A 15,929-nucleotide genomic window follows, 5' to 3' on the forward strand; every position below is an offset into this window, starting at 1 on the left:
ATATCATGAAAAGAGAAATCAAATTCAGTTTGGTTTTCAGAGACATGTGGCAATCTGCCGGTAAATATGTCCCTAGAGTAGACCAACTAACAAGAGTTGCCCCCGCTATCGTTGAGATGGGCTGTTTCGCCCGCGTTGAAACCAACGGAGGAGGTTTTGAGCAAGTTAATTTACTATTCGGAGAAAATCCTAATAAAGCCGTACGCGAATGGACGAAGCCATTCCATGAAGCAGGTATTCAAACACATATGTTAGACCGTGCCCTGAACGGACTTCGTATGAGCCCGGTGCCCGCTGACGTGCGCCAGCTTTTCTACAAGGTAAAAAAAGCACAGGGAACCGATATTACCCGTACGTTCTGCGGACTGAACGATGTACGCAACATCGCTCCTTCCATCCAGTATGCCAAAGAGGCCGGAATGATCTCCCAGTGCTCACTCTGTATCACCCACTCTCCCATCCATACGGTTGAATATTACACCAAGATGGCCCTGGAACTGATCGAGCTGGGAGCAGACGAGATCTGTATCAAAGATATGGCCGGTATCGGTCGTCCTTATTCGCTGGGACAGATCGTTGCCAATATCAAAGCCAAACATCCTGAAATACCTATCCAGTATCATAGCCACGCAGGCCCCGGATTCAATGTTGCTTCCATTCTGGAAGTTTGTAATGCCGGCTGCGACTATATCGACGTAGGTATGGAACCGCTTTCATGGGGTACAGGACATGCCGACCTGCTGACCGTACAGGCGATGCTGAAAGATGCCGGTTACAAAGTACCGGAGATCAATATGGAAGCCTATATGAAAGTGCGCAGTATGATCCAGGAATTTATGGACGATTTCTTAGGTTTGTATATCAGCCCGAAGAACCGCTTGATGAACTCCCTGCTGATCGGTCCGGGACTTCCCGGCGGTATGATGGGTAGCCTGATGGCCGACCTGGAAAAGAATCTGGAATCGATCAATAAGAGCAATATCAAGAACAACAAGCCGTTGATGTCGCAAGACCAGCTGCTTATCAAGCTGTTCGACGAAGTGGCTTATGTATGGCCGCGTGTAGGTTATCCTCCATTGGTAACGCCGTTCAGCCAGTACGTGAAGAACCTGGCGTTAATGAACGTGATGCAGATGGAAAAAGGGAAAGCCCGCTGGAGCATGATCGCCGACGATATCTGGGATATGATTCTCGGAAAAGCAGGCAGACTGCCTGGTCCGCTTGCACCGGAGATTATCGAGAAAGCAAAAGCCGAAGGACGCGAGTTCTTCACCGGTAATCCGCAGGATAACTACCCGGACGCACTCGACAAATACCGCAAGATGATGAACGAAAAGCAATGGGAAACAGGTGAAGACGACGAAGAACTGTTCGAATACGCCATGCACCCGGCTCAGTATGAGGCTTACCGTTCAGGAAAAGCGAAAGTAGAATTCCTGGCGGATGTTGCCCTGAAGAAAAAAGCCCAGCAGGAAAAGGAACATCCGACCGCACCGGTTGCCTCTGCTCCCGCCCTGCCTACGACGCCACAGGTATTGACGGTAGACGTCGACGGACAGCCTTACCGTGTAACCGTAGCTTTCGGAGATTCTGCCAATGCTGCACCGGTGGCTGCCCCTACAAAAGCTGCACAACCTGCCGCATCTGCAGCTCCCGCACCGGCGGCAGGCGCAGGCAACGAGGTTCTTTCGCCGCTGGAAGGTAAATTCTTCCTGGTGAAGAATGCTTCTGAAACTCCGCTCAAAGTGGGTGACGTGGTAAAAGAAGGCGATGTTCTTTGCTACGTGGAAGCAATGAAAACATACAATGCCGTACGTTCCGAATTCAGCGGAACGATCACTTCCATCAATTATGCCGGTGGTGATGCGGTTTCGGAAGATGACGTATTAATGACGATACAGTAATGAACGAGATATTTCAAAATCTGTATGAAATGACTGCGTTCAGCAACATTATTGCTGAACCGCAGTTCCTGATCATGTATGCAATCGCATTCATATTGCTTTATCTGGGTATCAAGAAACAATATGAACCTTTGCTGCTTGTCCCTATTGCGTTCGGAGTGTTGCTCGCCAACTTCCCGGGAGGTGATATGGGTGTGATCCAGGCTGATGAAAACGGATTGATCAACGTACACGGGGTAATGAAGAATATCTGGGAAATGCCTTTGCACGACATTGCGCATGAACTGGGAATCATGAACTTCATTTACTATATGCTAATCAAGACGGGGTTCCTTCCGCCAATTATCTTTATGGGCGTAGGAGCTTTGACCGACTTCGGCCCGATGCTTCGTAACCTTCGCCTGTCTATCTTCGGTGCGGCTGCCCAGCTGGGTATTTTCACCGTATTATTGGTTGCCATCCTGATGGGATTCACACCGAAAGAGGCCGGATCACTCGGTATCATCGGTGGTGCAGACGGACCGACTGCAATTTTTACGACCATCAAACTGGCTCCGCATTTGTTAGGACCGATCGCTATTGCTGCTTATTCATATATGGCATTGGTTCCGGTGATCATACCGATGGTTGTGAAGGCGCTTTGTTCTAAAAAGGAACTTTGCATCAATATGAAAGAACAGGAAAAGAAATTCCCGTCAACAGTAGAGATCAAGAATATGCGTGTTCTTAAAATCATATTCCCGATCATCGTAACGACTGTTGTAGCTTTATTTGTTCCCAGTTCTGTACCTTTGATCGGTATGTTGATGTTCGGTAACCTGGTGAAAGAGATCGGAACAAACACCTTCCGCCTGTTCGATGCCGCCTCAAACAGTATCATGAACGCGGCAACGATCTTCCTCGGATTATCGGTCGGTGCAACCATGACGGCGGAGGCATTCCTGAATCTGACAACAATCGGTATCGTAGTCGGCGGATTCCTGGCATTTGCCTTGTCTATCGCCGGAGGTATTTTCTTCGTGAAGCTGTTCAACTTATTCACCAAGAAAAAAATCAACCCGCTTATCGGTGCAACCGGATTAAGTGCCGTTCCGATGGCTTCGCGTGTAGCCAACGAAATAGCCCTGAAATACGATCCGAAAAACCATGTGCTTCAATATTGTATGGCCAGTAACATCTCCGGTGTGATCGGTTCGGCTGTTGCGGCAGGTGTATTGATATCGTTCTTAGGTTAAAACTGATAACATACGACAGTATGTCAAAACGAATATTTACCGGACGCAGATAACGCTGAATTCGCAGAGTAACGCAGACATTATTAATTATCAATAAAATAAATCTGTGTATATCTGCGAATTCAGCGTTATCTGGGTCCGGTTTATTTGTTTGGGCACATTTTCACCTCTCTCTTCCGACATTTTACAAAGATTAAAGTAACTCATTTCGGTCTTTTTGAGCATTTATTAACCTTTTCTAATAAATAAATTGCCCTCAAATGCTGTAATCCAAAAATAAATACTTTAATTTGTGACTTGATATAGGAATGCTTTTTATCCTTTTCTTAAATGTGATTGAATATGAAGGACACTCATGAAACTAATCTGCCGGCTGAAGAAACTGGCAAATTGGAAGAAACTAAAGCACCGGAAGTGACTCCGGAAAACAACATTGCGGCTGAAGTTGAAACGACCGGAACAGTGGAAGAAACGACTGAAACGGCGACAGATGCTACTGTAACGGTAGAGGAAGCAACAGCGAATGCGATCGGTAAATTGTCTAAAGAAGAGATTCTTGAAAAATTGACCGAACTGGTAAATGCTGCTGCCGAAACTGCACGCAACGAGGTGGAATCGTTGAAACAGGCATTTTACAAAATCCACAGAGCCGAAGTTGAAGAATCGAAGAAAACATTCCTCGAAGACGGAGGAGAAGAAAAGGATTTCGTTGCACCTGAAGATGAAGCCGAAAACAAACTGAAAGAATTGCTGACTGTTTACAAAGAAAAAAGAGCGGCAATCCTGGCAGAAGAGGATCGTGTGAAGGCAGCGAACTATGCTCTGAAACTCCAACTGATCGATCAGTTAAAAATCTTGACAGAAAGCCAGGACGATTTCAATAAACTATACAACGACTTTAAGGACATCCAGCAGAGATGGAAAGAAATTAAACTCGTACCACAGGAACATGCAAACGAACTGTGGAAAAACTATCAGACGTACAGCGAAAGATTCTACGATATAATCAAGATCAACAACCAGTTCCGCGATTATGACTTCAAGAAGAATCTGGAACTGAAAACTGCCTTGTGCGAAACAGTCGAAAAGTTGCAGACAGAACCGGATGTCGTATCCGCGTTCCACCAGCTTCAGAAACTGCACCAGCAATGGCGTGAGATCGGTCCGGTAGCAAAAGAACTGCGCGAAGAGCTATGGGCTCGTTTCAAAGCGGCTTCTACCGTGATCAACAAACGTCACCAGGAGCACTTCGAATCACTGAAATCGAAAGAGCAGGAGAATCTGATCGCTAAAACAGCTATCTGCGAAGAAATAGAAGGTATCGACTTCGAAGCTTTGAAGACATTCAAAGACTGGGAAGAAAAGAACAAAGAGGTAATCGCTTTACAGGAAAAATGGAAAACAATCGGTTTCGCACCGAAAAAATCCAATGTGAAGATATTCGAACGCTTCCGTGCAGCCTGTGATGTTTATTTCAATAAGAAAAGTACTTTCTACAAAGGTATCAAAGAAGAGATGGAAAAGAATCTCGAATTGAAAAAGGCCTTGTGTGAAAAAGCCGAAGCCCTGAAAGACAGTACAGAATGGAAGAGTACGACTGAAAAGATGATCGCTCTGCAGAAGGAATGGAAAACGATCGGTTCGGTAGCCCGCAAGCATTCGGACATCGTTTGGAAACGTTTCATTTCTGCTTGTGATTATTTCTTCGAACAAAAGAATAAGAACGTGTCTTCCCAGAAAAGCGTAGAACAGACAAACCTGGCTGCCAAGAAAGCGTTGATCGAAAAGATCAATAAGTTGGATGAAACACTGGCCACAGACGACGCTTTAGCTGAACTGAAAGGTTTGATGGCAGAATGGAATGCGATCGGTCACGTTCCTTTCAAGGAAAAAGATAAAATCTATAAAGAATATCACGAAGCGGTAGACAATCAGTTCGACCGTTTGAAAGTAGACCAGACTGACCGTAAAATGCAGTCGTACCGCAGCAATCTGAACGATATGACAAGCGGAGAACACGGAAAGGGCAAACTGTACGGCGAACGTGAAAAACTGATGAGAATGTATGACCGCATGAAAAATGAATTGCAGACATACGAAAACAACATCGGCTTCCTCAGCATATCCTCTAAAGGCGGTGGTGGTCTTGTAAAAGAGATGGAGCGCAAGATCGAAAAACTGAAAGATGAGATGGCGCTCATAATCAAAAAGATCGATGCGATAGATGAAAATCTTGAATAAATAAAAACGAAGCCGTCTCACTAACAGACGGCTTCGCTGTTTATATAACTTATGATATCTCAGATACATTTTTTTAATCCGGGGCATGAAACGGCTGTATTAGTGGGTTCCGAAAACTATACGCCTCCAGCCAATGTACAAAGGATGATAAGGGAATTATCATACCTTCCGGTTTGGTATGCAAACAGTAACGATTATGTCTACGTGGAAGAGATCGCTTCTCCCCGTTTTTTCTCTTTAAAACCGAAAGAGTTCAGGCCATTTGCCACTCTTGTCACCGGCAAAGAACTGAAGAGTTTGGAAACATCGTTCACAGAATTGGAAGCTGCTCCCTGGGGATTATCCCCACATAGCCTACATCTATTCCGGAAGCTAAAAAACAACTTCAATCTGAATTTATCCGTACCGGCCTGGAAAGAAGATTATTTCCGGTTGACCGGACGGCAAACGGCAGCTGAGTGCCTGGAACTGATACGCCAGCAATTACCTGACCTTCCGATCCCGGTCGCTCCCAAATTTTGCAAGAAGATCAGGGAAATTGAGAAATATCTGATCCTGCAGAATGCTCCATTTATCGTAAAAACTCCCTATTCTTCATCCGGACGCGGTTTGCTCTGGATTCCGGAACGCAAACTGACGACCAAAGACCGTAACTGGATAGAAGGGGCCATTGCCAAACAAGGGATTGTCAGCATTGAATGCGGTCTGAATAAGGTACAGGATTTAGCGATGGAGTTTTATTCTGACGGGAATGGAAATGTCACCTACGAAGGATTGTCTATTTTCGGAACGGGAGAAAAAGGGGCCTACTCGGGAAATGTATTAGGCAGCCAGGAGTATCTAAGCACACCGATCAAACGCTGGGTTGGAGAAGATGTTTATCTTCAGATACAAAATACGGTTACCGATGCTCTGAAGCGCATATATGGCAATCTCTATCGCGGATATCTGGGTGTAGATATGATCGTCTATAAAACAAAGGACGGTACGCATGCCATCCATCCCTGTATCGAAATCAACATGCGTTACACAATGGGGCTGGTCGCTTTACGCCTCAGCCAGAAATACCTGGCACCTGCCGCTATCGGCGATTTCAACATTACCTATGAGAGTAAAGACGGAGAAGCCTACGAACGTCATCGTTTTATGAAAGATACTTATCCGCTTATTATCGAAAACGGCAAGATCAGGGAAGGATATTTATCTTTATGCCCGGTCACAAAAGAGACAAGGTACAGGGCTTATATGTTAGTCATGTAACTTTGGTTTTTATCTAAGCCAAATAAGAGTATCTTATGGAAAGATTTCAAGTAATAGCATAAATATTGACTATGCGCTTAATATATATAATATTTTACATATTTAACGTAAGCAATATGCATTAATACAAAAACCATACATATATTAGGGAGGGTTTAAATAAAATATATCATGAAAAGATTTGTATTGAGTATTTTTGTTCTTTCATTAAGTGCAACAGTCTTTTTGGGAGACTATTCATCAGCCAAAAACGCGGATAAAGATGCAGATCCTAATGTTTTGGCACTAAGAACCTCCCTTAAAAGTTCACAATGTTATGGACATGATGACGGAAAGGAATATCATTGCACCAAGACAGATGCCCCTGATGTATGTGTGCTTTGTGATGACGACCTTGTAATTACTCCCCCAGAGCCAGAGCAGCCGCCTATAGAGCCTGTTCTTTAAAAAATGACCTAAGAAGCAATAATTATTATCAATAAGACTCTAATACTTATTGCTTCTTTATAATAATATTATGTATTGTTATGAAAAAAAATCATTGTTATAATTATTTGTTTTATTATTCTATTTCAATCCTGTGCAAATAATGATAAACAAAAAGAATTATATACATTACAAGCAACAGATTATCGTATTAGTTTACAACTAGACTCTTGGACTACTCAAAATCTAGGGTTACCACAGCTTATATCAGACAGTACAGGAATAGAGTTTCTTGTATTCCAGCATGGTTCATTTCCTCAACTATTATTCTACAATAAGGCAAATGGGAAACTTGTAAAAAGAATCACAATGCCATTGGAAGGGCCAGAATCTATACATCGATTTATTGGTTTTAGATTTAAAAATATAAATGAAATCTATCTTACCGAAACTGACGCTGAAGCAATAAATATTATTAACTCAGATGGCAAATTATTAAAACGCCTTATAGGAAAAACAACAGATAATAAGACTATCCAGTTTAAATTCGATGTCTTCCAAATTGTAGGAGACTCTATCTACTTTGGGCTATATGTCAACCATAAAAACCCCTCGCACATAAGACTACAAGAAAGCCCAATGTGCGCAATACTCAATACACAAACTAATTTATTCCAAACACTTCCTTTTACATATTATCATTTGGTACAGGAAGAAAATAAAGATTTTATATCCATTCCTTTCAAATTAAACTTCAATGGAGAAGAATTTATCTATTCATTCATAAATATGGAAGATATTTACGTTACAGATATACAACACAAAAAAGTTCGTAAAATAAAAGTAAAAAGTAAATATCTACCTTCTCTTGAATTTGAAGTACCTAAAAGATCTAACGTCGAGACAGATTTATATTGGAAAAAAATAAAAAAAGGCAGTTATGGTCCTTTTTTATATGATCCATACAGAAACTTATATTATCGTATAGCTTTTCCTCCTATGGAATTTGAAAAAGACATAAATGCCAGCGAACTCATGAAATTTGGGCTTCACTATTTTTCTATTATGATATTAAATAAAGACTTTCAAATCCTTGATGAAATTCTCATGCCCAAAGACACATATAACCCCTTTACCATGTTTATTGATAAAGATGGTCTATATATTAGCGAAAGTCATTTCTTAAATCCCAATTTTAATGAGGATATTATACCTCTACGCAGATTCAAAATCATCAAAAAGAAATAATATGCATATGAAACATATACTATTTTTGTTCTTATTATCATCTTTATTGTCATGCATGCAAGAAAGAGAGATTGACCCTGTTACAAAAATCGTTAACGAATGGAAAGGTAAAGTAATTAAATTTCCTCAACATTTAGTATATACAATTCAAGGCATGGATACTATACCTTTTGATACATCTCAAGCTCAATACAAAATTCTTATTTACACAGATTCTATAGGGTGCACAAGTTGTAAACTTAAAATCAATCAATGGAAAGAATTTATTGCTCATTTAGACTCCACAATGTCAGAAGATGTATGCTTTCTATTCTTCTTTCATTCACAAAGTGTCAAAACAATCAGGGCAGAGTTATATACTTCAAACTTTAAATATCCTGTTTGTATCGACATTAATGATAGCATAAATAAACTAAACAATTTCCCCAATAAATTTGATTATCAAACATTTTTACTAAACAATCAAAATAAAATTCTAGCGATTGGAAACCCGATAAATAATTCTGCGATTAAAGAGCTATATTTAAACATATTACACAAAAAAATATCTATCCAAAAATATCAACGACAGCTTTAGTTTCTACTAATTTGATTGATTTAGGTGATACTAAATTATCTAATGCTGCAAAAGCCTCTTTCAACATAAAAAATACTGGACAAAACCCTTTGGTTATTACCGGAATTGATACATCTTGCGGATGTGTAAGTGTTCAATATGAAAAAGAAATAGTCAATAAAGGAGGAGAAATTATTATTACCATAATGTACGAACCAAAAAAATCAGGAAAATTCCATGAATCAATTCTAGTTAGAGGTAATATTCCTAATCCTATAAAACTAGACATAAAAGGTAATTCTATTTAATTAAAAAAAATTATCTACATAACCGATTGATTAATTGGATTTCTTTTGGATATATTTTAAAAAGTTCGTCTTTCTGTGCCAGTTCAAAATCTTTATAATCAAAACCGGGGGCAACGGCACAACTGACCAACACAAAGCCTTCCGGATTTTTAAGACAGGCGGCAAACCATGTATCTGGTTCAATTGTAACCTGTAGTTGTCCTTCTTCCTGGTCTGATAATTCATGACAGACAAGTCCTGTTTCTTCAAAAGAAAAGATCAATAAAGGAGTTCCTTTATGAAAGAACCAGCTTTCCGGGGATTTTATACGGTGAAAAGCCGAAAAGTCCGAATCTTTGAGCAAATAATAGATCGTAGTCAACACCCGCTGGTCTGCCGGATATCCTGCAACGGGTTTCCAGTTGTCCGGTCGGTATTTTTCTTTAAAATAACCACCTTCCCGATGTGGGGACATCTTTAATCTTTCAATCCAGTAAGCAGCTTGTTTGTCAGGAATCATTTGTCTATTTTATTATTTATGGTGGCGAACAGTACGGATTGTTTTAACATCTCCCTTATTTCCACCTAATTTATAACCCAAAGATAGTCCAAAAGTAAATGTTCGGTCATGCACACCTTTCGATAAATGAGTAAAACTAGGTAAATAAGCGATATTAAAACCTAACTGCATATTTCCAATATCTTTCCGTATGCCTCCTACGCATTTCAAACCGAACAAAACAGGGTGAATGCCATCCAGATTTTCTTTAGTAGGCTCATAACCTTCTGGTCTGGATTGATCAAAATCAATATATGTTACTGTCACCGATTTTAAATTAAAATCAAGACGAGGACCAACTCCGATAAAAAAAGTATAACCATCATGGCTTGTCTTCTTAATATCGAATGTTGTACTTACGGTCAGATAATGCAGTTTATTTTTCATCGTGACATATCCATTTTCTCCTGTAATCGGATTATAAAATATTTTGTCCCGACTACCTCTTCGCATATATCCTATACTGCTGGATAAATTATACCATCCTTTATCCATATACTGCATTCCTAAAGCCATCTGGTAGGGATAAACCTTTCCTAATCCCTCCTTAGAATGCCGCATAGAAGTAATACTAAACCCATTCTCCAACGTAACCACTTGTGCTTTTCCCATTGCTGCAATAGACAACAGCACACATACCAACCATACACAACTCTTATTTTTCATAACTTGTATTTATTTTGTTATGATAGTTAAACGAGAGTCGAAACAGTTTCGTATGTTACCCCCTGGTATTTAGGACAACTATAGGGGATTTTTTATTATACGGGTAAAAACTTCTTCCCGACAATTACGGGCAACAGGAATTTCATGCCCTGCCACCTTCAACATATTTCCCTCAACCAGATTAACATGATGCACATTGACGATATACGAACGATGGGTCTGAATAAAGAGATCTCCCGGCAAAGAGTTTATGATATTTTTCATCGTAGAATGAACAAGTATTTTTTCTGTCAGAGTATAGATCGTTATGTAGTTTTCCAGTCCTTCTACAAAAAGGATATCCTTGAAATACACTTTCTTCATTTGTTTATCACTCTTTACAAAAAAGAAATCTTCCACTTCGGTAGGAACCTCTTTTTGCAAAAGAGCATGTACCTTATTGACTGCTTTCAGAAAGCGTTCAAAAGGGATCGGTTTCAGCAGATAGTCCGTCACATCCAGTTCATACCCCTTCAGCGCATATTGTTCATAGGCGGAAGTGATGATTACTTTCGGAGGGTTTGTCAGGGTGGCCAGCAAATCCAGACCGGAAAGATAAGGCATCTCGATATCCAGAAAAAGCAAATCAGGCTGTTCCGTCTTTAAAAGCGTATTCAACTGTATGGCATCTTCACATACGCCTGTCAGCGTCAGGAAATCCACTTTCTCCACATACGATTGCAATCCTTGGCAAGCAACGGGTTCATCATCTGTTATGATACATTTTATTTTCATACATTATCTGTTTCAATTGTCAATCGGGCAATAAAACAAAATGGTTTATCCTGTATTTCCAGGCTGTATTTATCCGGATATAACAGGACAAGCCGCCTTTGGAGATTTTCCAAACCGATACCTTTACGGACTGTTTTTTCTGGCGGGTTCAATGGTTTGGAGTTTTCGATACAAAATATGATCTTTTCGTCTTCCAGCGACATATTCAAATTAATCTTATACTCTCCGCCCACATATTTAAAAGCATTCTCTATCAAAGGTAAAAAAAGTAACGGATAAATTTCCTGATCTTTCAGCTTATCATCGATATGCACTTCCAACACCAGCCGTTTACTCATCCGTAGCCGCTGAAAATCCATATAAGTTTTCAGATAATCGATTTCCCGCCGGACCGGAACCTGTTGATTTCCGCCATACAATTGATACCGTAACAACTCCGACAGCATTTCCAATGTATGCCGGGGTATCGGATTCTTTTCATCGATCTGGAAATAGACCGTATTCAAAGCATTAAAAAGGAAATGAGGATGATACTGTGCCCGAAGAAATTTAAGTTCGATCTCCAACTGATCGACTTTTATCTTCTCCAGCTGTAAGGTTTGCTGATTATATTCTTTCTCCAGCTTATCGTTTCGAATCAGAATGTAGTACAAGAAAAAATACAATATACAAACGACATTTGCGATCACATAATCGGCAAGCTTATCGCCCATATATAAAATACCTATAGAATCACCGGCATACAAAATCAGATTCACACTTAAAAACAAATACACAACCAACAAAGTATATTCCAGTGTTACGGAAAAACTTTTAGCCCTAACCTTCTCCATATAATAGCGGCCTTTGAAATCAAATCCATAACTCACTAATACGGAAACTAATAATGCTATTACATGAAGTGATTTAGACTCTGCCCAAAATGGATTATGATTCGGCAAATCAGTAACCAACCGAATGGTATTGAACATGACGACACCCAGAATCAACGGATACATCCAGCGAAGAAACAATTTCATATCAGTATGCTTTATTTCTACAAATTTATTCTTTTACTCCGATGTAGCACTACCGGCTACAAAAAAACACCTATCTCTTTTGCTTTTTGTATCAAAAGTAGACGGGTGGAGATACGTGAGAAAATTATTGTGACAAAGGGTAAGAATTATTTGACGAATGGTTATTCTTTCTCAAATTCTTCCAACTCCTGAAGTCCTTTTTTGTTGCTGTGCATTTATTAACTCGTTATCGTATTGTTTACTACATCAGTCGTATACAAAGATGAATAATTACAATGACGAGGAAAAATAATATTATTTATTAACAAAATTAGTATTGTTCGTTACAGAGAAAAACCTACTTTTGTTTCAAATAAGAAACAAAGTTCCACATAAGAAACCAATAAACAATCCAAACAACCATGATCACGCAGGTAGAAACAGAGGAGAAGAATACAACAAAATACAATATCCCGATGCTTGAAAAAAGCTTCGAGCTACTGGAGTTTCTGGTCAATTACCCCAGTGGCCTAACCATGCAGGAAATTGTAAATTTGCTGGATACGCCTAAAACAACCATATACCGGTTATTAAATTCGATGCAGGGCATGGGATATCTGACAAAAGATGCAGATACACAACGCTACTCCCTATCCAAGCGATTCCTGAAACTGGGACTGGCTGCTTTGGGCGAATCGAATATAGTAGAACAATCGCTGGCTCCGATGCGCGCCTTGCGAGATACGATCAAGGAAAGTGTTATGTTGGGTGTCTTCATGGAGAACCGGGTCGTCCTGCTCGAACAGGTTTTAGGCTCACATAATTTCACTTTCCTACTACGCCCCGGCACCAGCTTTTTTCTGCATGCCTCGGCACCGGGTAAACTTTTCCTGGCTTACCTTTCGGACGAGGAGCGTGAAAAAGCGATGCAAACTATTCAATATACAGTCTTCAACAAGCGTACGATCGCCAACGAAGAACAGATGCGAAAAGAAATAAATCATATAAGAAAAGTTGGCTATGCCGTCGACCTGGAAGAAGAAATGGCAGGCGTTCATTGCATTGCAACCCCCATATTCAACCAATTCGGCAGTATCGCAGCAACCATCTGGACTTCCGGTCCATCCGGCCGGTTGGAAAAAGAGAAATTCCCGGAAACATCGAAAGAACTGATCCGGACAGCTAACATCATCTCCGCAAACCTGGGGTATATTCCTAAATAAATCATCATTTTCTAAATACGGACACCATGAGAAACTACAGCAAATTCATCATCTTTCTGGCGACAGTCTGCATAGGGAGTATGCAACTTTCCGCCGAACAAATGGACCCGAAGAAAATTACACTCACCGCAAAGGCCAAAGAACAACTGGCGGGAAAACAAATATTGTATATAGAAAGGGAACAGTATGCCCCGGACCATCACAATACCGCCACTCTTTTCCAGAAAGGGGAAATCAATGAAAGCAGTTTCTTCCCGGGAGGTGCCATGCGTATTTTTGATGTAAACACAGGGAATACGACCACACTGATCGAACTGAAAGATGGAGTTGTACGTGATCCGGAATTATCTTTCGACGGGAAAAAGATCATTTTCTCCATGCGGAAAAACAAGGACGATTTCTATCATATTTACGAAATAAACACGGATGGCAGCGGATTAAAACAACTGACCTTCGCCGAAGGGGTGTCGGATATAGATCCTTTATACTTGCCCGACGGAGGGATTCTGTTTAGCTCCACCCGCCAGCCGAAATACTGTATGTGCAACCGCCATATCATGTGTAATCTATACCGGATGGAGGCAGACGGGGCAAACATTACCCAGATCGGGGTCAGTACTTTGTTTGAAGGCCATTCTACCCTGCTAAGCGATGGCAGGATCCTGTATGACCGCTGGGAATATGTAGACCGCAACTTCGGAGATGCGCAAGGTTTATGGACCGTCAATCCCGACGGCACCAAACATTCCATCTATTACGGAAATAATACCCAATCGCCCGGAGGTGTGATCGACGGACGCCAGATACCGGGAACCGACCAGGTAATCTGTATCTTCGGCTCCTGCCATGACCGTCCCTGGGGTGCTCTTGCCATTATAGACCGGAAGAAGGGTGTGGACGGAGTGGAACCGGTCGTACAAATATGGCCGGAAGAAAGCCGGAAACTCGTCGACAAAGGAGACCTGGACTCTTTCAAATGGATTGAATATTTCTTTGAAGACCCTTATCCTTTAAATGAAAACTTCTTCCTGACTTCCCGTACCATCTGGGCTAAACCCGGAGGCTGGATGCATGTCGATTCCAAATCCGGTATTTACCTGGTTGGGAGAGACGGCACACAGGAGTTGATCGTTGAAGGGAACAGAAGCCTTTTTGACCCGATGATCATCGAACCGCGCCCTAAACCGCACACAATTCCTTCCAACAGAAATTATACGGACAAAAAGGGGACTTTCTATGTACAGAACGTTTACCACGGAACACATATGAAAGGGGTGGAACCGGGTACCGCCAAATATCTACGCGTCATCGAATCCCCGGAAAAAAGAACATGGACAAAGAGCGGCTGGGGCGGTCAGGGCGAACAGGCGCCGGCAGTCAACTGGCATAGCTTTGAGAATAAACGTATTCTGGGGGAAGTACCGGTCGAAGAAGACGGTTCGGTCAACTTCGAGGTCCCTTCAGGAACATTTGTATTTTTCCAGTTATTGGATAAAGATAAAAAGATGATCCAATCCATGCGAAGCGGCACAATGGTCATGTCGGGAGAGATAAACGGTTGTATCGGTTGCCATGAAGACCGCCTGAGCGTGCCCAGCGCGATGGGTCCTAAGCCGCTGGCTCTGAAAAAGGCACCGGTAAAACTAACCGGATGGATGGGAAAAGCGCCTAAAAAATTCTCGTTCATGGAAGAGGTCCAGCCTGTTTTGGATAAAAATTGCGTGCGTTGCCATGACTTCGATCCTAAAAACCGCGATAAACTCGTACTGGCAAAAGATAAGAACCCATTCTTCAATGCTGCCTATGTCAATTTATATGTAAAGAAGGAGATCACCCTCATCGGTGGCGGACCGGCCCCGATACAAGAACCTTATTCCTGGGGAGCGCATGCCAGCAAGCTGACAAAAGTTATCGACGGTAACCATCAGGGAGTCAAATTATCTCCCAAAGAAAAAGAGATTCTTTACACCTGGATGGACCTGAACGGCGTCTACTATCCGGTATACGAATCTGCTTTCGACTCGACACTAGCCGGACGAAGCCCGTTATATAACCAGGAGATCGAGGAATTAATAAAACTGACGGAGGTGAACATCTGGGACCTCAACAACCACGGGCGAAAATTGACCGCACAGATCTCTTTCGACCGTCCTGAAGTCAGCCCATGCCTGGATAAGATACGGAACGACAAACAGAAATATACCCGTGCCGTCGAAATTATCCGTACCGGACAGAAACGGTTGAAAGCGACTCCGCGCGGAGATATCGAAAAAGATCTTGTTCCTTGCGAACGGCATAAAGCGCAACTGCGAAAATATGCGGAACGACTGAAGATCGAGCAACAAAACTGTTCGATCATCGGACAAGACGGGAAGGTTTACGATAAGTAAAAAGCGACCGGTCTTATCTTTTTCATTCGAGATACTGTAATATTCATTCCTCTTTCGGGAGGAAAAGGGATATGCTGTCTTAATACGCAAGAATTTCCTGCTTGGGAAACTCCAGTTTCCTGCCTGGGGAACTGTAATTTCCTGCCGAGGGAACTGGCGTTT

The 15,929-nt window shown here is 41.5% G+C and carries 14 protein-coding genes; 10 read left to right on the forward strand and 4 right to left on the reverse strand.

The window, feature by feature from the left end; translation table 11 throughout:
• Nucleotides 1-5: 5 nt before the first annotated feature.
• From DWW23_RS16330 to DWW23_RS16365, 8 genes are all read left to right on the forward strand, one after another.
• Nucleotides 6-1,904: a biotin/lipoyl-containing protein gene (locus DWW23_RS16330; protein ID WP_122354345.1), complete on the forward strand. Its 1,899-nt coding sequence runs from the start codon at nucleotides 6-8 to the stop codon at nucleotides 1,902-1,904.
• Entirely contained in the window at nucleotides 1,904-3,139 is a 1,236-nt protein-coding gene (locus DWW23_RS16335) for a sodium ion-translocating decarboxylase subunit beta (protein WP_122354346.1), read from the forward strand. Before DWW23_RS16330 ends, DWW23_RS16335 begins: the two co-directional genes overlap by 1 nt.
• Nucleotides 3,140-3,481: 342 nt before the next feature.
• Entirely contained in the window at nucleotides 3,482-5,380 is a 1,899-nt protein-coding gene (locus DWW23_RS16340) for a DUF349 domain-containing protein (RefSeq protein WP_122354347.1), read from the forward strand.
• Between the two features lie 51 nt (nucleotides 5,381-5,431).
• Nucleotides 5,432-6,640 carry a hypothetical protein gene (locus tag DWW23_RS16345; RefSeq protein WP_122354348.1) on the forward strand — a complete coding sequence of 403 codons (1,209 nt, stop codon included), beginning with the start codon at nucleotides 5,432-5,434 and terminating at the stop codon, nucleotides 6,638-6,640.
• Between the two features lie 171 nt (nucleotides 6,641-6,811).
• Nucleotides 6,812-7,087, forward strand: coding sequence for a hypothetical protein (locus DWW23_RS16350; RefSeq protein WP_122354349.1), 276 nt, complete (start codon nucleotides 6,812-6,814; stop codon nucleotides 7,085-7,087).
• A gap of 189 nt (nucleotides 7,088-7,276) precedes the next feature.
• Nucleotides 7,277-8,314, forward strand: coding sequence for a DUF4221 family protein (locus DWW23_RS16355; RefSeq protein WP_255419613.1), 1,038 nt, complete (start codon nucleotides 7,277-7,279; stop codon nucleotides 8,312-8,314).
• Nucleotides 8,315-8,321: 7 nt separating this feature from the next.
• Nucleotides 8,322-8,891, forward strand: a complete 570-nt coding sequence (locus DWW23_RS16360; protein WP_147382623.1) for a hypothetical protein — start codon at nucleotides 8,322-8,324, stop codon at nucleotides 8,889-8,891.
• Nucleotides 8,892-8,902: 11 nt separating this feature from the next.
• A complete protein-coding gene (locus DWW23_RS16365) occupies nucleotides 8,903-9,178 on the forward strand; it encodes a DUF1573 domain-containing protein (protein WP_158583205.1) in 276 nt (91 codons plus the stop codon).
• A 10-nt stretch (nucleotides 9,179-9,188) separates the two neighbouring features.
• On the opposite strand, the gene DWW23_RS16370 is transcribed toward DWW23_RS16365, so the two are convergent.
• The 4 genes from DWW23_RS16370 to DWW23_RS16385 form a co-directional block, all read right to left on the reverse strand.
• Nucleotides 9,189-9,677, reverse strand: coding sequence for a cupin domain-containing protein (locus DWW23_RS16370; protein ID WP_122354353.1), 489 nt, complete (start codon nucleotides 9,675-9,677; stop codon nucleotides 9,189-9,191).
• A gap of 12 nt (nucleotides 9,678-9,689) precedes the next feature.
• Nucleotides 9,690-10,382 carry an outer membrane beta-barrel protein gene (locus DWW23_RS16375; protein WP_122354354.1) on the reverse strand — a complete coding sequence of 231 codons (693 nt, stop codon included), beginning with the start codon at nucleotides 10,380-10,382 and terminating at the stop codon, nucleotides 9,690-9,692.
• A 78-nt stretch (nucleotides 10,383-10,460) separates the two neighbouring features.
• Nucleotides 10,461-11,156 carry a LytTR family DNA-binding domain-containing protein gene (locus tag DWW23_RS16380; RefSeq protein WP_122354355.1) on the reverse strand — a complete coding sequence of 232 codons (696 nt, stop codon included), beginning with the start codon at nucleotides 11,154-11,156 and terminating at the stop codon, nucleotides 10,461-10,463.
• Entirely contained in the window at nucleotides 11,153-12,175 is a 1,023-nt protein-coding gene (locus DWW23_RS16385; protein ID WP_122354356.1) for a sensor histidine kinase, read from the reverse strand. The genes DWW23_RS16380 and DWW23_RS16385 overlap by 4 nt, the downstream gene beginning before the upstream one ends.
• 401 nt (nucleotides 12,176-12,576) lie before the next feature.
• Here DWW23_RS16385 and DWW23_RS16390 point away from each other — a divergent pair, with 401 nt between their 5' ends.
• On the forward strand, nucleotides 12,577-13,377 hold the full coding sequence (locus tag DWW23_RS16390; RefSeq protein ID WP_122354357.1) for an IclR family transcriptional regulator: 801 nt from the start codon (nucleotides 12,577-12,579) through the stop codon (nucleotides 13,375-13,377).
• Nucleotides 13,378-13,403: 26 nt separating this feature from the next.
• Complete coding sequence (locus DWW23_RS16395) at nucleotides 13,404-15,767, forward strand: hypothetical protein (RefSeq protein WP_122354358.1); 2,364 nt, start codon at nucleotides 13,404-13,406, stop codon at nucleotides 15,765-15,767.
• The last annotated feature ends 162 nt before the right edge of the window (nucleotides 15,768-15,929 follow it).

This window comes from Parabacteroides sp. AF14-59 (assembly GCF_003479515.1).
Lineage (GTDB): Bacteria > Bacteroidota > Bacteroidia > Bacteroidales > Tannerellaceae > Parabacteroides > Parabacteroides faecis.